This window comes from Pseudomonas sp. LRP2-20, assembly GCF_024349685.1.
In the GTDB taxonomy this organism is placed as follows: Bacteria; Pseudomonadota; Gammaproteobacteria; order Pseudomonadales; family Pseudomonadaceae; genus Aquipseudomonas.
Window position 1 is genome coordinate 3,651,190 of record NZ_AP025944.1, and the last position, 19,786, is coordinate 3,670,975.

A 19,786-nucleotide genomic window follows, 5' to 3' on the forward strand; every position below is an offset into this window, starting at 1 on the left:
TGGGCTATAAGATCGTATGAGGTGAAGAGGTGTTCGCCACGGCATTTTCAGCGCCTGTGAGACCGAGCGCCGCGCGGGCGGCGCTCGATCTCACAGGCGGCAAAAACGCCACGGCGAACGCCCTCAATGCCCCGCCGAGGCCGGCCCGGCCTTCGCCGTAAACGGCGGCTTGGCCAACCACACCAGCAATATCAACCCGGCAAACACCCAAGTCATCAAGGTGAAGTAATCCACCGTCGACATCATGTACGCCTGCGCATTGACGATCTGTTCCAGCTGCGCGTAATGCTGCGCACTCGCTCCCCCCATCTGCTCCAGCGTATGCCGCGTCGCCGGATCAAACTGGCTGATGTGCTCGCTCAAATACGCATGATGCTGATCCGCCCGACGAATCCAGATCCACGTCGTCAACGAAGCCGCAAAGCTCCCCCCCAACGTGCGCAGGAACGTCGCCAGCCCCGAACCATCAGCAATCTGGTGCGGCGGCAGGTCCGACAGCAGGATGCTCAAGGTCGGCATGAAGAACAGCGCCACGCCAATCCCCATGAACAACTGCACCAGGGCAATGTGCTGGAAATCCACCTCGCTGGTGAACCCGGCACGCATGAAGCAGCTGGTACCGATCGCCAGGAACGCCAGCCCCGCCAGCACCCGCAGGTCGAAGCGGTGTGCATACTTGCCCACGAACGGCGACATGATCACCGGCAGCAAACCGATCGGCGCCACCGCCAGACCCGCCCAGGTGGCGGTGTAGCCCATCTGCGTCTGCAACCACTGCGGCAGGATCAGGTTGATGCCGAAGAACCCCGCGTAGCCACCGACCAGCACAATGGTGCCAATGCGAAAGTTGCGGTGGGCGAACAGCCGCAGGTTGACCACCGGGTGGCGGTCGGTCAGTTCCCAGATGATGAAGATCGCCAGGAACACCACCGAAATCAATGTGCCGACAATGATGAACGAAGACTCGAACCAGTCCAGGTCATTGCCCTTGTCCAGCACCACCTGCAACGCGCCCACGCCGACGATCAGGGTCAGCAGGCCGATATAGTCCATCGGCTGGCGGCTGGTGACCACCGGCCGCGTGCGCATCTGCTGACGCACCACGGCAGCGGCGAACAGGCCGATCGGCACGTTGATGAAGAAGATCCACGGCCAGCTGTAGCTGTCGGTGATCCAGCCACCCAGTATCGGCCCGGCAATCGGCGCCACCACCGTGACCATCGCCAGCAAGGCCAGGGCCATGCCCCGTTTGGCTGGCGGGTACACGGCAATCAGCAAGGTCTGGGTCATCGGGTACAAGGGCCCGGCCACCACCCCCTGCAACACCCGAAAGCCCACCAGCTCCGGCATCGACTGCGCCACGCCGCAAAGGAACGACGCCAGCACGAACAGCAACGTGGCCCAGATGAACAGCTTCACTTCGCCAAAGCGCCGGCTCAGCCAGCCGGTCAGTGGCAAGGCAATGGCGTTGCTCACCGCGAACGAGGTGATCACCCAGGTGCCCTGTTCGTAACTCACCCCCAGGTTGCCGGAAATGGTCGGCAGCGCCACGTTGGCGATGGTGGTGTCGAGCACCTGCATGAAGGTCGCCAGCGACAGGCCGATGGTCGTCAGCAGCAGGCTCGGCGGGGTGAACTGGGCCTGGGCGTTGTTGCTCATCGCTGGGCCGTCTTGCCGGTGGCGCTGTTCTCGTGGATCAGCCGGGCAATCAGGTCGTCCGCCTCGACCAGCTGGCGGTCATACACCTGGGTGGTGTAGCTGGCCTGCTGCGGTGGCTGCTGGGCCAGGGTCGGGCCGCTCTGGTCGTGCAGGTCGACTTCGACCACGGTGGACAGGCCGATGCGCAGCGGGTGGTCCTTGAGCTGGTCAGGGCTCAGGTGAATGCGTACCGGCACGCGCTGGACGATCTTGATCCAGTTGCCGGTGGCGTTCTGCGCCGGCAGCAGGGCGAAGGCGCTGCCGGTACCGGCGCCGAGGCTGTCGACCGTGCCGCTGTACTTGACTTCGCTGCCATACAGGTCGGCGCTGATATCCACCGGCTGGCCGATGCGCATGTCGCGCAGCTGGGTTTCCTTGAAGTTGGCGTCGATCCACACTTCATCCAGCGGGATCACCGCCATGGTCGCGGTGCCGGGCTGCAGGCGCTGGCCGAGCTGCACGGTACGCTTGGCGACATAGCCGGTCACCGGCGCCACCAAGGTGGTGCGGGCGTGGTCGAGGTAGGCCTGGCGCAGGTCCGCCGCGGCCGCCATCACCTCAGGGTGCGAGGACACCACGGTGTCGTCGACCAGTGCAGTGCTGGTGTTGAGTTGCTGGCGCGCGCTGTTGACAGCGGCCTGGGCCACGGTCAGGTCATCACGGGCATGGGAGATCTCTTCGGCGGCGATGGCGCCGCTGTCGGCCAGCACCTTGCGCCGGTTGTAGTTCTGCTGGGCCTTCTGCAGCTCGGCCTGGCGGGTTTCCAGCTGGGCCTTGAGCGAGTCGACGTTGCTGTACAGGCCGCGCACCTGGCGCACCGTGCGGGCAAGCTTGGCCTCGGCGGACTGCAGGGCCACCTCGCTGTCGGAGGGGTCGAACTGCAACAGCACCTGGCCGGCATGCACCAGGTCGCCGTCATCGGCGCCGATGCTGGTGACGGTGCCGGTCACCAGCGGGGTGATCTCCACCACGTTGCCATTGACGTAGGCGTCGTCGGTGCTTTCGTGCCAGCGCCCGACCAGGCTGTACCAGGCCCAGGTGCCGGCACCGGCGAGCAGCACCAGCAGCAGCAGGCCGAGCAGCCAGGCCTTGCGCTTGCCCGACGCGGGCGCGTCGGCGGAGGGAGTTGAGGTGTCTGCGGGAGTGGCCATGACAATACCTTGGAATATGCGTAACAGGGATCAACGATCGCCGAAGCGGCGGATCGTCAGCGGGTCGCCGGCACCCAGCAGAACCTTGGCCAGCAGACCTTCGAGGGTCTTCAACTCGTCTGGCTGCAGCACGCCGACCAGTTCGTTCATCGCCGCCGCGCCGATCTCTGGCAGGCGGTCGGCCAGGCGCTGGCCATCGGCGGTCAATGCCAGGCGCACCTGGCGGCGGTCATCGGCGCAGCGGTTGCGCAGGATCAGGCCCTTCTGCTCGAGGCGGTCGAGCATGCGGGTCATCGAACCACTGTCCAGGCCCAGGTAGCGGCACAGTTCGGCCGGGGTATCCACCTCGTACTGGGTGACGATGATCAGCACCTTGAACTGTGCGGCGGTGACGCCCTCCGATTCGAGGTGCCAGTCGAGAATGCGGTCCTTCAGGATCGCCGCACGGCCCAACAGCATGCCAATGGCGCAGGTTTGGAAATTTTCCGGGGTGAAATGGGACATCGGCGGTCTGCTCAAGCAATTGTTTAAAAATATTACTGCCTAGGCAGTGAATGTCAAAGCTTTGATTAGGGGGCTATGCAAATATTCATGAAACGGCCGTTGCCGGCGACGTTTCACAGCGCGCGCAAACCCAGTGCCTGCACCGCCCTGCAGGCAATCGCCATGCCTACCAGTTCGGCCAGGCTGCCCGCATGCAGGCGCTTCATCACCCGCGCCCGGTACAGGTCCACGGTCTTCACACTGATGCCCAGGCGCTCGGCAATCTCGCGGTTGCTCAGGCCTTGGGCCAGCGGCACGAACACGTCGCGCTCGCGGGGCGTCAGGGCATCCAGGCGTGCCTGCACCGCGGCCAGCGCAAGGTCGTCCTGGCGCGCCTGCCCAGCCCGCTCCAGTGCTGCCTGCACACTGTCGAGCAGCAACTGGTCGCTGTAGGGCTTTTCGATGAAATCGCTCGCCCCGGCCTTGAATGCCCGCACCACGATCGGCACATCGGCATGGCCGCTGACGAAGATCACCGGGATCTGCAGGCCGCGCTCGCGCAATGCCTGCTGCACCGCCATGCCGCCCAGCCCGGGCATGCGTACATCGAGCAGCACGCAGGCCGGCCCATCGTCCAAACAGGCATCGAGAAACGCCTGGCCGCTGGCGAACGGTACGCCCTGCAGGCCTACCGACTCCAGCAACCACACGGTCGAATCACGCATCCCCTGGTCGTCGTCGACCACATACACCTTGGCTTGCACCCTGCCCTCTCCTTATCCTCGGTTCACTGCCAGACGGCAGCACAACACCAGCCCACCCGCCTCACCCGCACGCGCCCAGAGGCTGCCGCCAAAGCCTTCGATCAGGCTGCGGCTCATGCTCAGGCCAAGGCCCAGGCCATCGGCCTTGCTGGTACTGAACGGGGTGAAGATCTCATCCAGGCGCTCGGCGGCCACGCCCGGCCCTTGGTCGGCGACCTCGATCAGCACCCCGTCGCCCTCGCGCACGGCGCCGAGCAGGATACGTGACGGCTGCGCAGCGTGCTGCTCGCGGTTGGCTTCGATGGCATTGCGCAGCAGGTTGAGCAGCACTTGCTCGAGCAATACCCGGTCGGCGAACACCGCCGGCAATGGCCCGCCGATGCGCAGTTCGACAGCGACCTGGTCGCGTGCCGCCTCCCAGGCGCACAGGCGCATGGCTTCGGCGGCAACCTCGGCCACCTCCACCGCTTGCAGGCGCCGCGGCCCCTTGCGCAGAAAGGCACGCAGGCGGCGAATCACCTCGGCGGCGTGGGTCGCCTGCTCGGTGATGCGTTGCAGGCCCTGGCCGACCCGTTCACGCGCCTGCGGGTCGCGCTCCAGGCCTTGCAGGTAGCGTTGGCTGGCATTGGCATAGTTGACCACCGCCGCCAGCGGCTGATTCATCTCGTGGGCGATCCCCGACGCCAGTTCGCCCAGGGTGGCGAGCCGGGCGCTGTGGGCCAGGTTCTCCTGGGCCTCGATGCGCAGGGTGATGTCACGCGACACGCTGACCACCTCCACCACGGCGCCGGTGTAGGTCTCGCGGATCGCCCGGCTGGCGATCTCGAACCAGCGATAACCGCCGCCAGCATGCCGCACGCGGCAGGTCATGGTGTGGTAACCGTCCTGGTCCAGGGCTGCGGCGGCCTGGCGCAGCACCTGGCGCCGCTCGCGCGGGTGCAGCAAGGCCCGCACCGGCATGCCGCGCAACTGCTCTGGCCACAGGCCGAGCAGCCGGTAGGCGGCCGGCGAGGCGTCGAGAAATCGGCCGTCCGGGCTGTGCCGGGAAATCAGGTCGGTAGTGTTCTCGATGATCAGCCGATACAGGCGCCGGGCGCGGCTGGCTTCACGGGCGCCCTGGCGCTCTTCGCTGGCATCACGGCAACGGGCCAATACCCGCTGGCCCTGGTCATCGGGGATGAAGGTCCACAGCAGAATGCGTTCGCCGACCTGTTTTTCCACATCGGCGATTGCCCGGTGCTGGCGCAGGCAGGCACGCACCAGCGCTGCGCAGTTGCTCGGCAGCCAGTCGGCCAGCGCCGTGCCAGCGCCAGTCAGCGCATGCAAGGCCGGGTTGCTTGCCAGCGCACGGGCATCGGCGGCCAACAGCGCGCTGGGTTGTGGGTCCTTGGCGAGCAAGGGTGAAAGGGTCTGATCCACTGTCGGTGCTCGTTATTATAGTAGTTTTACTATATTGCTATAGTCGATATTCCATCTACGATAGCGGTTCGCGTAAAACTGCGACAGGGGCAAGCGGCCATCGGCGCGCTGCCCGCACCCTGATCAGAGCTAACAATCAGCCACCGGGGGGCCACACGCACAGGCTGCGTCTGCCTCCGCTACAGGACTACCGTATGTCGATCTTCGCCCAGGGCCTGATGCCCGCTGCCGTCAACCACGTCGCCCTCACCCCGCTGAGCTTCATCGAACGGACCGCCGCCGTGTACGGCGATTACCCTGCCGTGATCCACGGCGCCATTCGCCGCGACTGGCGCCAGACCTACCAGCGCTGCCGGCGCCTGGCCAGCGCCCTGGCCGGGCGCGGAGTCGGGCGCGGCGACACGGTGGCGGTGATGCTGCCGAACATCCCGGCCATGCTCGAAGCGCACTTTGGCGTGCCGATGATCGGTGCCGTGCTCAACACCCTCAACGTGCGCCTGGATGCCGAAGCCATCGCCTTCATGCTGCAGCATGGCGAGGCCAAGGTGCTGATCACCGACCGCGAATTCCACACGGTGATCGCCGCTGCCCTGGCCTTGCTCGAACACCCGCCGCTGGTGGTCGATGTGGATGACCCTGAATACGGCGAGGGCCGTGCGGTCAGCGACCTCGACTATGAAGCGCTGCTGGCCGAAGGCGACCCGGCATTCGCCTGGGAATGGCCCGAGGACGAATGGCAGGCGATTTCGCTGAACTACACCTCGGGCACCACCGGCAACCCCAAGGGCGTGGTCTATCACCACCGCGGCGCCTACCTGAACGCCATCGGCAACCAGATGACCTGGGCCATGGGCCACCGCCCGGTGTACCTGTGGACCTTGCCGATGTTCCACTGCAACGGCTGGTGCTACCCCTGGACCATCACCGCGCTGGCCGGCACCCACGTGTTCCTGCGCCGGGTCGACCCGCAGAAGATCCTCACCCTGATCCGCGAACACCGGGTCAGCCACCTGTGCGGTGCACCGATCGTGCTCAATGCCCTGGTCAACATGCCCGAAGCCGCCAAGGCCGCCATCGAACACCCGGTGCAGGCCATGGTCGCCGGTGCTGCACCACCGGCCAAGGTCATCGGCGCGGTCGAGCAGATGGGCATCCGGGTCACTCACACCTATGGCCTGACCGAGGTCTACGGGCCGGTCACCGTCTGCGCCTGGCATGAAGCGTGGGATGACCTGCCGTTGGAGGAGCGGGCGCGGATCAAGTCGCGCCAGGGCGTGCGCTACCCCACCCTCGACGGCCTGATGGTCGCCGACCCGCAAACCCTGCAACCGGTACCGCAAGACGGCAACACCCTGGGCGAGATCTTCATGCGCGGCAACACGGTGATGAAGGGCTACCTGAAAAACCCCGAAGCCACCGCCGAGGCCTTCCGTGGTGGCTGGTTCCACACCGGCGACCTGGCCGTGTGGCATGCCGACGGTTATGTCGAGATCAAGGACCGGCTCAAGGACATCATTATTTCCGGTGGCGAGAACATCTCGACCATCGAAGTCGAGGACACCCTGTACAAGCACCCTGCCGTGCTGGAGGCCGCGGTGGTGGCCCGCGCCGACGAAAAGTGGGGCGAAACGCCCTGCGCGTTTGTCGCCCTTAAGCCTGGGCACGAGCATACCCGCGAGGGCGACATCATCAGCTGGTGCCGCGAGCACCTGGCCGGGTTCAAGGTGCCGAAGACCGTGGTGTTCGGCGAACTGCCCAAGACCTCCACCGGCAAGATCCAGAAATACGTCCTGCGCGACCGCGCCAAGGCCCTGTGAACCGTTATCGAGCCTGATATGACCGACTACACCGCTCCATTGCGCGACATGCGCTTCATCCTCCATGACGTGTTTCAGGGCCCTGCCTTGTGGGCGCGCCTGCCCGCCCTGGCCGAGCGCGTCGACGGCGAAACCGCCGATGCCATTCTTGAACAAGCCGCCAAGGTCACCGGCCAGCTGATCGCCCCGCTCAGCCGTAACGGCGACGAACAAGGCGTGACCTTCGACGCAGGCCAGGTCACTACCCCGGATGGCTTCCGTGAAGCCTGGCGGACCTACCGCGAAGGCGGCTGGGTCGGCCTGGGCGGCAACCCGGTGTACGGCGGCATGGGCATGCCGAAAATGCTCGGTGTGCTGTTCGAAGAAATGCTCTACGCCGCCGACTGCAGCTTCAGCCTGTATTCGGCCCTGAGCGCCGGCAGCTGCCTGGCCATCGATGCCCATGCCAGCGAAACGCTCAAGGCCACCTACCTGCCGCCACTGTACGAAGGCCGTTGGGCCGGCACCATGTGCCTGACCGAACCCCACGCCGGCACCGACCTGGGGCTGATCCGCAGCCGCGCCGAGCCCCAGGCTGACGGCAGCTACCGTATCAGCGGCAGCAAGATCTTCATCACCGGTGGCGAACAGGACCTGACCGAGAACATCGTCCACCTGGTGCTGGCCAAGCTGCCGGACGCCCCTGCCGGGGCCAAGGGCATCTCGCTGTTCCTGGTGCCCAAGTACCAGGTGGCCGCCGATGGCAGCCTCGGCCCGCGCAACGCCGCGCACTGTGGCTCGATCGAACACAAGATGGGCATCAAGGCCTCGGCCACCTGCGTGATGAACTTCGACGGTGCCATCGGCTATTTGGTCGGTGAGCCGAACAAGGGCCTGGCGGCGATGTTCACCATGATGAACTACGAGCGCCTGTCCATCGGCATCCAGGGCATCGGCTGCGCCGAAGCGTCGTACCAGAGCGCTGCACGCTATGCCAACGAGCGCCTGCAAAGCCGCGCCGCCAGTGGCCCGAAGGCGTCAGAGAAAGCCGCCGACCCGATCATCGAGCACGGTGATGTGCGGCGCATGCTGCTGACCATGCGCGCCTTCACCGAAGGCGGCCGGGCGTTCGCCGCCTACGTCGGCCAGCAGCTGGACCTGGCGCGCTATGCCGAGGACGCAGGTGAGCGCGAGCATGCCCAGCGCCTGGTCGCGCTACTGACCCCGGTGGCCAAGGCGTTCTTCACCGACAACGGCCTGGAAAGCTGCGTGCTTGGCCAGCAGATATTCGGCGGCCATGGCTACATCCGTGAGTGGGGCCAGGAGCAACGGGTGCGCGATGTGCGCATCGCGCAGATCTATGAAGGCACCAACGGCATCCAGGCCCTCGACCTGCTCGGGCGCAAGGTGCTGGCCGATGGCGGCCAGGCCCTGGCCTGCTTCGCCGCCGAAGTGCGGGCTTTCAGTGCCGGGGCAGCGCTGCACCGCGAAGCCCTGCAAGCCAGCCTGGCGCGCCTTGAAGCCACCAGCGAATGGCTGCGCGCCCGGGCAGGCGAGGACGCCAACCTGGTCAATGCCGTGGCGGTGGAATACCTGCACCTGTTCGGCCTGACCGCCTATGCCTACATGTGGGCGCGCATGGCGACGGTGGCCCAGGCCAGGCAGGCCGACGACCCGGCGTTCCATGGCGCCAAGCTGGCCTGTGCGGCGTTTTTCTTCCAGCGCCTGCTGCCGCGCAGCCTGGCCCTGGATGCCAGCATCCGCGCCGGCAGCGCCAGCTTGTACGCGATGGCAGCCGAGCAGTTCTGAGCCAGCAAGGGAGCGCTTCGCGCTTGCCGCGAAGCGTTCTCAAACGCTGGAAATCCCTTGCGAAACCGACGAAAAACCCACACAACTGATAGTCATTCGCCATTAGCTCGGTTCTCGGGAGCCCCTTTGCAGGGGTAGAATACGCAAAACCCGGAGCCACGATGAACCACGACCGCCTCAATCCCAGCCCAGACGATGCCATCACCGACGCCGCCGCGCACTGGTGCATGCGCCTGCATGCCGACGATTGCACGCTGGTCGAACGTGAAGCGTTCGCCCGCTGGCTGGCGGCCGACCCGCGTCACGCCGAGGAATACCAGGCGATGCTGGAAATCTGGCAAACCGCCGACCACTTGCCGCGCACCGCCACGGTCATTGATTTCAACCCGCCTGCCCGGCATGCGCCGCGGGCCCGCAACTGGCGGCCACTGGCGTCGGCTGCGGCGCTGGCCCTGCTGGTGCTGCCGCTGGCTGGCTGGGTGGGTTGGGAGCAAGGCTGGCTGCCCAACCACTACCAGCATTTCGAAGCGGGCAACGACATGCAGACCGTGCAGTTGAGCGACGGCAGCACGGTCGAGCTCAACCTCCACACCGAACTGACCTACCTCAACTACAAGGACCAGCGCCAAGTCACGCTCAAGCGTGGCGAGGCGTTCTTCAAGGTGAAGCACGACAGCAGCCACCCGTTCATCGTCCGCGCCGGCCGTGGCCAGACCCGCGTCACCGGTACCCAGTTCAATGTGTGGAAGTACCAGGACCAGGTCAAGGTCACGCTGGTTCAAGGTTCGGTGCTGGTCAGCAGTGATGGCAGCGCGGGCGGCTACCGCCTTGGCCCTGGCATGCAGGCCAGCTACCACACCGGCGACTTCGAGCCGCAGTTGGCCGAAAACAGCGACTACGACAACAGCCTGGCCTGGCGCAACGGCAAGCTGGTGCTCGACAACCTGAGCCTGGAACAGGCCCTGCCGGTGATCAACCGCTACCTCGACGCCCCGCTGCTGCTGGCCGACCCCGGCACCGGGCGCATCCGTATCAGCGGCATCTACAACACCCGCGAGGTCGGGCGGCTGGTGGACAACCTGCCCAAGGTGCTGCCGATCTACCTGACCCGCAGCAAGGACGGCAGCACCGTCCTCAACAGCATTTCACCACCGCCCGACAAGGGCTGACGCCCTACAGTGTCATCGCCGCCAGCCAGCCGAACGCCAGCAGCGGCAGGTTGTAGTGGATGAAGGTGGGTACCACGGTGTCCCAGATATGGTGGTGCTGGCCATCCACGTTCAGCCCGGAGGTCGGGCCAAGGGTCGAGTCCGAAGCCGGCGAGCCGGCATCGCCCAAGGCCCCTGCGGTACCGACGATGCACACTGTGGCCAGCGGGTCGAAGCCCAGCTGCACGCACAGCGGCACGAAGATCGCCGCGAGGATCGGCACCGTCGAGAACGACGAGCCGATGCCCATGGTCACCAGCAACCCCACCAGCAGCATCAGCAAGGCGCCAATGCCCTTGCTGTGGTCGATCCATTGCGCCGAGGTCTCGACCAGGCTCCTGACCTCACCGGTGGCCTTCATCACATCGGCAAAGCCCGAGGCGGCAATCATGATGAAGCCGATCATGGCCATCATCTTCATGCCTTCGGTAAACAGGTCGTCGGTGTCCTTCCAGCGCACGATGCCCGACAGCGAGAAGATCAGAAAACCGACCATGGCGCCGATGATCATCGAGTCCAGCCACAACTGCACGATGAATGCAGCGGCGATCGCCAGCCCCGCCACCAGCAGGGTCAGCGGGTTGTACTCCACGCTGACCTGCTCGACCTGCTCGATGCGCGCCAGGTCGTAGTCGCGCTTCTTGCGGTAGCTGATGAACACCGCCAGCAGCAGGCCGGCGAACATGCCGGCGGCCGGGATGGCCATGGCATGGGTGACGTTGACCCCGCTGACATCGACCCCGGCACGGGCGACGTTGGCCAGCAGGATCTCGTTGAGGAAGATGTTGCCAAAGCCCACCGGCAGGAACATGTACGGGGTGATCAGGCCAAAGGTGATGACGCAGGCGATCAGCCGCCGGTCGATGCGCAGGCGCGTCAGTACGTACAGCAGCGGCGGCACCAGCAGCGGGATGAAGGCGATATGGATGGGCAGGATGTTCTGCGACGACACCGCCACCACCAGCATCAGGCCGATCAGCAGCCATTTGACCTTGCCGCCGTTGGCATGGCCCTGGCGGTCGATCATGTTCAGCGCACGGTCGGCCATGGCATGGGCCATGCCGGACTTGGCGATGGCCACCGCGAAGGCGCCGAGCAAGGCATAGGACAGTGCCACCGTGGCACCGCCACCGAGGCCGCCGTTGAAGGCCTTGAGCGTGCCTTCGATCCCCAGGCCGCCGACCAGGCCACCGACCAGGGCGCCGATGATCAGGGCGATGACCACATGCACACGGGACAGGCTGAGTATCAGCATGATGCCGACCGCGGCGATCACTGCATTCATGGTTTGGGGTTCCTCATAGCGGCAGACAAAAAAGCGCGCACTCTGACGGAGTGGGAGGGATATGTCAAAAGCGCCATATTTCGGCGTATTTCGCTGTAATTTTAAATTGAATGTTTGAATAAAGAAAAAATGGGCGGGGCCGATATAGGGGGAGGCTTTGAGGTGATTGCCTTGAGGGTTGCGGCGCCAGTGAGACCGAGCGCCGCCCGCGCGGCGCATCGCGAGCTGCGCTCGCTCCTACGTTTGTTTCGGGCCAATTATTCCTGGGGGATTTGCGCGCGGACGCCTTGGCGCATGGTGCGATATCGCGTCGTACCAACAAGGCGGTCGCGCGCCTGGCACAGGCGTTACTGGCCCGAAACAAACGTAGGAGCGAGCGCAGCTCGCGATGCGCCGCGCGGGCGGCGCTCGCTCTCACAAGCGCTGAATACCTCAAGGCAAACACCTCCCAGCCCCACCGCCAAACCCTGACTGCCAAAAAAAGGGATTCCCCACCATGCCTTTGCGACAACTTTCCATCCAGTGGAAAATTACCCTGCTCGCCGGTCTCTGCCTCGCCGGCATCGTCACCCTCCTTGTCGGCCTTTCGCTGTACCGCATGGACCACAGCTCGGACCTGGTCAAGGCCAGCAGCATGCAGATGCTCACCGAGGCCGCGCAGTCGCGTATCGAGTCGCAAGGTGAAGTCCAGGCCCTGAACATCCGCCGCCAGTTCATGGATGCCTACCAATACGGTGCGGGCTTTTCGCGCCAGGTGCTGTTCCTGCGCGAACAGGCGGAAAAACGCTTCCTCGATGCCTTCGACCTGCGCGAAGACATGACTCGCCAGGTGCGCGCCGCGCTGCAGGCCAACCCCGACCTGCTCGGCCTGTCGCTGGTGTTCGAGCCCAATGCGCTGGACAACAAGGACAGCCTGTTCGCCGGCAAAGCCGAACTGGGCAGCAACGAAACCGGGCGCTTCGCCCTGTACTGGTCGCAACCGCGCGCCGGGCAGCTGACCGCCATGGCCCTGCCCGAACACGACATGGCCAACACCGAGATCGGCCCCAGCGGCCAGCCGGCCAATACCTGGTGGAACTGCCCGCGCAGCACCGGCAAGGTCTGCGTGGTGGAGCCGTACTTCTATGACATCGACGGCCAGCGCGTGCTGATGACCAGCATCGTCTTCCCGCTGGCGGTAAACGGCAAGATCATTGCCACCCTGTCCATCGACATCAACCTCAACAGCCTGCAGGCCCTGAGCCAGGACGCCAGCCGCAGCCTCTACGAAGGCCGCACCACGGTCGGTATCCTCAGCCCGGTCGGCCTGCTGGCCGGCTACAGCACCGACGCCAGCAAGCTGGCCCAGCGTTTCGACCAGGTCGACCCGCGCCAGGGCGCCGAGCTGGTGCGCAAGCTGGCCGCGGGCAAGCTGACCACCCTGCACGATCAGGCGCGCCTGAAAGTGCTGGCCGCCTTCGAACCGATTCCCGGCGCCCAACCCTGGGGCGTGCTGCTGGACGTGCCGGAAAACGCCCTGACCGGCCCCGCCGAAGCCCTCAAGCAAGAGCTGGACACACTGAACACCAGCGGCACCCTGCTGGAGCTGGGCCTGGGCCTGGCCGCGGCGGTCGCCGGCCTGCTGCTGGTGTGGCTGATGGCGCGTGGCGTGACCAAGCCGATCCTCGGCGTCGCCGCCATGCTCAAGGACATCGCCAGCGGCGAAGGCGACCTGACCCGCCGCCTGACCTACGACAAGCGCGACGAACTCGGCGAGCTGGCCGGCTGGTTCAACCGCTTCCTCGACAAGCTGCAACCGACCATCGCCGAGGTGAAGCGCTCGGTGCAGGCCGCCCGCGGCACCGCCGACCAGTCCTCGGCCATCGCCAGCGAGACCAGTGCCGGCATGGAACAGCAGTACCGCCAGGTCGACCAGGTGGCCACCGCCTCCCACGAAATGAGCGCCACCGCCCAGGACGTCGCCCGCAGCGCCGCCCAGGCCGCACAGGCTGCACGCGACGCCGACCAGGCCACCCGTGAAGGCCTGGCGGTGATCGACCGCACCACCAACAGCATCGATGCCCTGGCCGCCGACATGAGCAGCGCCATGGCCGAAGTCGAAGGCCTGGCGCAGAACAGCGAGAAGATCGGCTCGGTGCTCGAGGTGATCCGCTCGATCGCCGAGCAGACCAACCTGCTGGCGCTCAACGCCGCCATCGAAGCGGCCCGCGCCGGTGAGGCCGGCCGCGGCTTTGCCGTGGTCGCCGACGAAGTGCGCAACCTGGCCCAGCGCACCCAGGAATCGGTGGAAGAAACCCGCCAGGTGATCGAAGCCCTGCAGACCGGTACCCGTGAAGTGGTCGGTGCCATGGACAGCAGCCACCGCCAGGCCCAGGGCGGTGTCGAGCAGGTCGGCCAAGCGGTTACCGCGTTGCAGCGCATCGGCCAGGCGGTGAGCGTGATCACCGACATGAACCTGCAGATCGCGTCGGCCGCCGAAGAACAGAGTGCGGTGGCCGAAGAGATCAACAGCAACGTCGCGACCATCCGCGATGTCACCGAGTCGCTGTCCGGGCAGGCCAACGAATCGGCGCGGGTCAGCCAGTCGCTGAACAGCCTGGCCAACCAGCAACAGGCGCTTATGGACCAGTTCCGCGTCTGAGCCAGGGTGCCGCTGCGCGCACAGGCGCAGCGGCACCGGTCAAGGCCAATCACGCCGGGTGAAAGCGCCCGCCCCCCAGCATCTGGTCAAGCATGACCAACGCCCCCTCCACGTTGGGCCTGGCCCCCATCGGCAAGACGTCGGTGTCGGGCAGTGTCGCATCACCGTAACCTGACGCCATCACCAGCAGGTGCATCTGGTCCGCGTTGAGGTAGATGTGATGCTGCTCCATCGCATAGGACTGGATCAGGCTCAAGGCGCCTGCCACCATCGGGGTGGCCGACGAAGTACCGGCATAGGTGTCGGTGTAGTCACTGTCCTCCCCATCCTTGTCCTGCAAGGCTCCGTACGAAAGCGTGACCACGCTGTCGCCCCAGGCGTTGAGCATGCGGTACCGATAGTTGTAGTTGGAGTAAGCGTGGGGTTTGCCATCCCATGACTGGCAAGCGCCCACCAGGATGGCGCCGACATCGGCGTGATCGGCGAAGTTTCGATGTTGCGCCAGGTCGACCCCGTGCCCGGCGACCGTGCCATGGCCGGCATCGGTCTGGCTGCTGCCATTGCTGGCCGCCACCACCACCACGGCACCGCGCCGCACCAGTTCACGCACCATGTCCCGCCACAAGGCATCGTGCACGGTAGGCAGCAAGGTATTCGGGTCTGCGAGATTGATGGTCTGACGATTGATGCCAACGATATCGCCCGGCTCAACATGACGCAGCAAGGCGTTGATCGTGCGCGATCGCCCGTTGGCGTCATCGGCTCTGTTGTTATAGAGGTACAGTTCGCTGTCCTTGGCAACACCAGTGACACCTAGGCCATTGGCAGTCGCCACCAGGATGCCGGCCGAGGCCGTACCGTGCCTGGGGTTATGGTTGGGGCCCTCGGTCACGATCCTCAGGTTCGGGTTATCACGCAAATCTTCGTGATGGGGGTACAGGCCGCCATCGGAGAAATGAATCCGTGCGCCCTTGCCGGTCACCTGCCTGTCCCAGGCACGCCGCACGTTCAAGCCGTGCCAACGGTAATTGGGCGCATCCAGGTAGTGCTGCTTCTGTTCAAAGTCCGGGGTGGGCTGTGCATCCGTGCTGGTACGCTTTCCCAACACGACGGCGACGCCGCCAATCAGCGTGATCAGGCCAGCGATCACGGCAAACACCGGCGGGCTTGGCTCCTGGACATCGACAAGAAACTGCAGGGTCTCGACATACTCCAGTGCCGCCAGGGTTCTGGCCAGGTTGACGAAGGTGTCGTTGAGCATGCTGGCGGGCTGTTTCAGCATGCACCAGTCGGCAAGCACCTGCAGTCGCGGGTGGTGGCGCTCGCCGGCAGCCAGCAGAGGCTGAAGCTCGATGACCTGCTTGAGCCTGGGCCACAACTGCACCAGCCTGGAGTTGGAGGCGGGCTCCAGATCAGCAAGCAAGCGCTGGTAGCCGCCCTTGACGAAGCGGATCAGCAGCGCTGGGCAAGCCTTGCCAGGCTCGCTCAGCGCAAGCCCCTCATACGCGGGTAGCTGAACGTCCGGCAGCGAGCGTCGACGCCTTGTCGAGCCACTGGCCAGCGGTACCTTGTCCAGCATGTTGCGTGTCAGTTCCTGCTCCTGCACCTGCACCAGCAACGGTTCGAGATCAATGACCCCGGCCGCACCTGCAGGTCGCCCCCGCGCAACGGCTTCGGCATCGAGCAGGATCACCCGAGGTTGAATACGGTAGGTGCCGGCCCTGGGTTCGACTTCAAGCAAAGCCTGGCAACCGTGATCGACCAATGCCCCGGTATAGGCCTGGGAATGAACGGATACGCCGTTGAACGACACGGGTTCGTCGCCATCGATGCGTTCGATTTCGTAGCGAATACGGTTGACCTTTTGCAGGTCGTCCCCTGTGCAACGAATGTGCAACTTGCCGTCGAAACGGAAATTCCGGTAGTAGGTGAAGTTCAGCTTCAGCTTCATGTTTTCAGTCCTTTGTGCTGCATGGCCGGGTGGCATGCACCGCCGGATTGTTCGCGCATGCCCCTGCCGCTCCCATTGCGAAAGTCTTCCCGCAGGCATTGAAAACCCGTCGTCTACACTTGCCGCAACCCATGCAGTGGCAATCGACGAGGCCCCCATGAAGAAGATCCCTGCGCTGCTGGCCGGCCTGTTGCTCAGCATCGGCCTGGCCAGTACCGACAGCGCCGCATCGGCAGAAGCTGGCAAGCCCATCCACTTCGGCGCCATCACCTGGGAAAGCGGCGCCCTGACCACGGAAATCCTGCGCCACATCGTCGAGCACGGTTACGGCTACCCCACCGACGCCCTCCCTGGCAGCAGCGTGAGCATGGAGGTGGCGCTGGCGCGCAACGACCTGCAGGTAATCGCCGAGGAATGGGCCGGGCGCAGCCCCGCCTGGGTCAAGGCCGAACAGGCCGGCGAGGTGTTCGCCCTGGGCGATACGGTGAAGAACGCCGAGGAAGGCTGGTGGGTACCGGCCTACGTGATCGAGGGCGACCCGGCCCGCGGCCTCAAGCCGCTGGCCCCTGACCTGCGCAGGGTCGAAGACCTCAAGCGCTATCCCAAGGTGTTCAGCGACCCCGAAGCGCCTGAAAAAGGCCGCTTCCTCAACAGCCCCAGCGGCTGGACCTCGGAGACCGTCAATAGTCAGAAGCTCAAGGCTTATGGCCTCGACGGCCTGTACAACAACTTCCGCAGTGGCTCGGGCGCAGCGCTGGATGCCGAGATCAGTTCAGCCATCCGCCGTGGCCAGCCGGTGCTGTTCTACTACTGGAGCCCCACCCCGCTGATTGGCCGCTACAAACTGGTGCGCCTGCAGGAGCCGCCATTCGACGCGGCCGCGTGGGCCACCCTGACCGACGCGAAGAACCCCAACCCGATAGGCAGCCAGTCGTTGCCGGCCAAGCTGTCGGTCGGCGTGTCCAAGGCGTTTCGCGATGGCTACCCGGACCTGGTGGCGGTATTCGAGAAGGTCGACCTGCCCATCGACCGGTTGAACAAGGCCTTGGCTGAAATGAACGAAAAACGCCAGCCGCCCGCAGATGCCGCCAAGGCTTTCCTGCGCGCCAACCCGGATGTGTGGAAGGCCTGGCTTCCGGCTGACGTGGCCGCCAAGGTCGAGACCAGCCTGTGAACACGGGCTTCCCCCAAGCCCTGCAACTGTCCTTCGCCGACACCATCAACCGCCTGGTCGACTGGCTGGTGCTGCACTATGGCGACCACCTGCGCAGCGTCTCCGACCAGTTGCTGCAAGTGCTGGTCGGCCTGGAGAACCTGCTGCGCCTGATGCCCTGGTGGCTGCTGTTGCTGCTGGTCGGCCTGCTCGCCTGGCACGCCAGCCGCAGCCTGCTGCGCAGCGTGGTGCTGGTCGCGCTGCTGGTGTTCATCGGCATGCTCGGGCTGTGGGACAAACTGCTGCAGACCCTGGCGCTGGTGCTGGTCAGTACCGGCCTGTGCGTGCTGGTCGGCGTGCCGCTGGGCATACTCCTGGCCACGCGCCCGCTGGCCCGGCGCCTGTTGTTGCCGGTGCTGGACGTGATGCAGACGCTGCCTGCCTTCGTCTACCTGATCCCGGTGCTGATGCTGTTCGGCCTGGGCAAGGTGCCGGCGGTGTTCGCCACCTTGATCTATGCCTTGCCACCGTTGGTGCGGCTGACCGAGCTAGGCCTGAGCCAGATCGACCCCTCATTGCTGCAGGCCGCCCATGGCCTGGGCGCCGGCCGCTGGCAGCGGCTGCGGCGCATCGCCCTGCCGCTGGCGCTACCGAGCATCATGGCCGGGCTCAACCAGTCGGTAATGATGGCCTTGTCGATGGTGGTGGTGGCTTCGATGATCGGTGCCCGAGGGCTGGGCGAGGATGTGCTGGCCGGGATTCAGACGCTCAATGTCGGCCAAGGGGTGGAAGCTGGGTTGGCCATCGTCGCACTGGCGATGGTGATCGACCGCATCAGCCAGGCCTACGGCCGCAGTACACGGTAAACGCGATTGTTTGAGCGGCCTCGCCGGGGCCGCTCCTACAAGAGCCCGCGTCAGTTCAGTACCTGATCATCACCGACTTCAATTCGGTGTAGTCCTCGATGAACGCACTGCCGAACTCTCGCCCCACCCCGGAAGCCTTGGTCCCGCCAAACGGCACCGCCGGGTCGAGGAAAGTGTGCATGTTGACCCACACCGTACCGGCCTCGATCTGCGGAATCAGCCGCAGCGCCTTGGACAGATCGTTTGTCCACAGGCTGGCGGTCAGGCCATACGGGCTGTCGTTCATCAACTCGAGCAGTTCCTGTTCGTTATCGAACGGCAGCACGCAGACGATCGGCCCGAAGGTTTCCTCATGCAGCAACGGGTCATCGGCACCGTTGGCCAGCACCACGGTCGGCTCGACGAAGTACCCCGGCCGGTCAACCGCCCTGGCGCCATACACCACCGTGTTGTTGGCCCGCGCCCGCTCGAAGAAGCCGAGAATCTTCTGCAGGTGCGCAGCATTGGCCAGCGGCCCGAACTGCGCCTCTGGGTCCAGTGCCGAGCCGATCTTCATCTGCCCCAGCGCCGCGCCGAGCTTGCGGGTGAACTCCTCGACCTTGCTGTGGTGCACGTACAGGCGCTCTGGCGATGCGCAGACCTGCCCCTGGTGCACGTAGGCCGTTTGCACGATGCCGGCCACCGCGCCGTCGACATCGACATCGGCCAGCAGTGCCGCGGCATTCTTGCCGCCCAGTTCCAGGGTGGCGCGGGTCAGGTTGGCCGCCATGGCCGCCTTGCCCACGGCGATGCCCGTCGGCACCGAACCGGTGAAGGCCACCTTGGCCACGTCCGGGTGCTCGATCAGCCGCTGCCCGGCCTGCCCACGGCCGTTCAGCACGTTGAGCGCGCCCGCCGGCACACCGGCCTCGACGGCCAGTTCAGCGATGCGCAGCAACGTCAGCGGGGTGAACTCGCTGGGTTTGATGATGACGGTGCAACCGGTGACCAGCGCCGAGGCGATCTTCCAGATGCCGATCATCACCGAGAAGTTCCACGGCACGATCCCCGCCACCACGCCCACCGGCTCGCGCAGGGTGAACGCGGTGTAGCGCTCGCCGGCGAACGACGGGATCGACGGTGTCATGGTCTGCCCGGTGATCTTGCTCGCCCAACCGGCGAAGTAGCGCAGGAACACCACGCTCTGGGCGATCTCAAGGCCACGGGTAAGGTTGATCGACTTGCCCGAACACAGGGTTTCCAGCTGTGCCAGCTCTTCGGCATTGGCCTCGATCAGGTCGGCCAGGCGGTTCAGCACCACGCCTTTCTGATACGGCGACGCCTCGGCCCAGGCACCCTTGAAGGCGTGCCGCGCACTGCGCACCGCACGTTCGACCTCGGCGTCGCTGGCCTCGGCAACTCGGGCGATGACCGCGCCGCTGGAGGGGTCATGAATAGCGATCGACGGCCCCGCCTCACCCGCCAGGTACTGGCCCTCGATGAAGTGGCCATGGGGCCTGGCGAGGAACTCGACCACGGCAGGTAACAGCTGGATATCGCTCATGACATGACTCCTGGATGGC

Annotated in this window: 13 protein-coding genes and 2 pseudogenes; 7 read left to right on the top strand and 8 right to left on the bottom strand. The window is 65.5% G+C overall.

Annotated elements, in window-relative coordinates; translation table 11 throughout:
• Positions 1-123: 123 nt before the first annotated feature.
• The 5 genes from OCX61_RS16245 to OCX61_RS16265 all read right to left on the bottom strand — a co-directional run bounded on the left by OCX61_RS16245 (position 124) and on the right by OCX61_RS16265 (position 5,515).
• Positions 124-1,659, bottom strand: coding sequence for a DHA2 family efflux MFS transporter permease subunit (locus OCX61_RS16245; protein ID WP_261940426.1), 1,536 nt, complete (start codon positions 1,657-1,659; stop codon positions 124-126).
• The gene (locus OCX61_RS16250) at positions 1,656-2,849 is read right to left on the bottom strand and encodes an HlyD family secretion protein (protein ID WP_261940427.1); all 1,194 of its coding nucleotides are present in this window, start codon (positions 2,847-2,849) and stop codon (positions 1,656-1,658) included. Before OCX61_RS16250 ends, OCX61_RS16245 begins: the two co-directional genes overlap by 4 nt.
• A gap of 30 nt (positions 2,850-2,879) precedes the next feature.
• A complete protein-coding gene (locus tag OCX61_RS16255) occupies positions 2,880-3,353 on the bottom strand; it encodes a MarR family winged helix-turn-helix transcriptional regulator (protein WP_085679303.1) in 474 nt (157 codons plus the stop codon).
• Between the two features lie 113 nt (positions 3,354-3,466).
• Positions 3,467-4,096, bottom strand: a complete 630-nt coding sequence (locus OCX61_RS16260) for a response regulator transcription factor (protein ID WP_261940428.1) — start codon at positions 4,094-4,096, stop codon at positions 3,467-3,469.
• Between the two features lie 12 nt (positions 4,097-4,108).
• On the bottom strand, positions 4,109-5,515 hold the full coding sequence (locus tag OCX61_RS16265; protein ID WP_261940429.1) for a sensor histidine kinase: 1,407 nt from the start codon (positions 5,513-5,515) through the stop codon (positions 4,109-4,111).
• Positions 5,516-5,709: 194 nt separating this feature from the next.
• Here OCX61_RS16265 and OCX61_RS16270 point away from each other — a divergent pair, with 194 nt between their 5' ends.
• The 3 genes from OCX61_RS16270 (at position 5,710) to OCX61_RS16280 (ending at position 10,289) form a co-directional block, all read left to right on the top strand.
• On the top strand, positions 5,710-7,332 hold the full coding sequence (locus tag OCX61_RS16270; RefSeq protein WP_261940430.1) for an acyl-CoA synthetase: 1,623 nt from the start codon (positions 5,710-5,712) through the stop codon (positions 7,330-7,332).
• 18 nt (positions 7,333-7,350) lie between these two features.
• Entirely contained in the window at positions 7,351-9,120 is a 1,770-nt protein-coding gene (locus OCX61_RS16275) for an acyl-CoA dehydrogenase C-terminal domain-containing protein (RefSeq protein ID WP_261940431.1), read from the top strand.
• A gap of 161 nt (positions 9,121-9,281) precedes the next feature.
• The gene (locus OCX61_RS16280) at positions 9,282-10,289 is read left to right on the top strand and encodes a FecR family protein (protein WP_261940432.1); all 1,008 of its coding nucleotides are present in this window, start codon (positions 9,282-9,284) and stop codon (positions 10,287-10,289) included.
• Between the two features lie 4 nt (positions 10,290-10,293).
• On the opposite strand, the gene OCX61_RS16285 is transcribed toward OCX61_RS16280, so the two are convergent.
• On the bottom strand, positions 10,294-11,613 hold the full coding sequence (locus OCX61_RS16285; RefSeq protein WP_261940433.1) for a Na+/H+ antiporter family protein: 1,320 nt from the start codon (positions 11,611-11,613) through the stop codon (positions 10,294-10,296).
• Between the two features lie 817 nt (positions 11,614-12,430).
• Between OCX61_RS16285 and OCX61_RS27370 the strand changes: the two are divergent.
• Both OCX61_RS27370 and OCX61_RS27375 read left to right on the top strand, forming a co-directional pair.
• Positions 12,431-13,348, top strand: a pseudogene (locus OCX61_RS27370) (methyl-accepting chemotaxis protein); the annotation flags it as partial.
• Between the two features lie 393 nt (positions 13,349-13,741).
• Positions 13,742-14,254: pseudogene (locus OCX61_RS27375) on the top strand (methyl-accepting chemotaxis protein); the annotation flags it as partial.
• Between the two features lie 49 nt (positions 14,255-14,303).
• Here the strand turns inward: OCX61_RS27375 and OCX61_RS16295 are convergent.
• Positions 14,304-16,205: a S8 family serine peptidase gene (locus OCX61_RS16295; protein WP_261940435.1), complete on the bottom strand. Its 1,902-nt coding sequence runs from the start codon at positions 16,203-16,205 to the stop codon at positions 14,304-14,306.
• Positions 16,206-16,362: 157 nt separating this feature from the next.
• Here OCX61_RS16295 and OCX61_RS16300 point away from each other — a divergent pair, with 157 nt between their 5' ends.
• Together OCX61_RS16300 and OCX61_RS16305 are read left to right on the top strand one after the other, a co-directional pair.
• Positions 16,363-17,379, top strand: coding sequence for an ABC transporter substrate-binding protein (locus tag OCX61_RS16300; protein WP_261940436.1), 1,017 nt, complete (start codon positions 16,363-16,365; stop codon positions 17,377-17,379).
• Positions 17,376-18,224, top strand: a complete 849-nt coding sequence (locus tag OCX61_RS16305; protein ID WP_261940437.1) for an ABC transporter permease — start codon at positions 17,376-17,378, stop codon at positions 18,222-18,224. Before OCX61_RS16300 ends, OCX61_RS16305 begins: the two co-directional genes overlap by 4 nt.
• A 55-nt stretch (positions 18,225-18,279) precedes the next feature.
• Here OCX61_RS16305 and OCX61_RS16310 read toward each other — a convergent pair whose 3' ends face one another.
• The gene (locus OCX61_RS16310; RefSeq protein ID WP_261940438.1) at positions 18,280-19,767 is read right to left on the bottom strand and encodes an aldehyde dehydrogenase family protein; all 1,488 of its coding nucleotides are present in this window, start codon (positions 19,765-19,767) and stop codon (positions 18,280-18,282) included.
• Positions 19,768-19,786 lie beyond the last annotated feature (19 nt).

Excerpts from the sequence above, each read along its gene's own strand:
- OCX61_RS16245 (WP_261940426.1), bottom strand. The coding sequence starts at position 1,659 with ATGAGCAACAACGCCCAGGCCCAGTTCACCCCGCCGAGCCTGCTGCTG.
- OCX61_RS16250 (WP_261940427.1), bottom strand. The coding sequence starts at position 2,849 with ATGGCCACTCCCGCAGACACCTCAACTCCCTCCGCCGACGCGCCCGCG.
- OCX61_RS16255 (WP_085679303.1), bottom strand. The coding sequence starts at position 3,353 with ATGTCCCATTTCACCCCGGAAAATTTCCAAACCTGCGCCATTGGCATG.
- OCX61_RS16270 (WP_261940430.1), top strand. The coding sequence starts at position 5,710 with ATGTCGATCTTCGCCCAGGGCCTGATGCCCGCTGCCGTCAACCACGTC.
- OCX61_RS16275 (WP_261940431.1), top strand. The coding sequence starts at position 7,351 with ATGACCGACTACACCGCTCCATTGCGCGACATGCGCTTCATCCTCCAT.
- OCX61_RS16280 (WP_261940432.1), top strand. The coding sequence starts at position 9,282 with ATGAACCACGACCGCCTCAATCCCAGCCCAGACGATGCCATCACCGAC.
- OCX61_RS16285 (WP_261940433.1), bottom strand. The coding sequence starts at position 11,613 with ATGAATGCAGTGATCGCCGCGGTCGGCATCATGCTGATACTCAGCCTG.
- OCX61_RS16295 (WP_261940435.1), bottom strand. The coding sequence starts at position 16,205 with ATGAAGCTGAAGCTGAACTTCACCTACTACCGGAATTTCCGTTTCGAC.
- OCX61_RS16300 (WP_261940436.1), top strand. The coding sequence starts at position 16,363 with ATGAAGAAGATCCCTGCGCTGCTGGCCGGCCTGTTGCTCAGCATCGGC.
- OCX61_RS16310 (WP_261940438.1), bottom strand. The coding sequence starts at position 19,767 with ATGAGCGATATCCAGCTGTTACCTGCCGTGGTCGAGTTCCTCGCCAGG.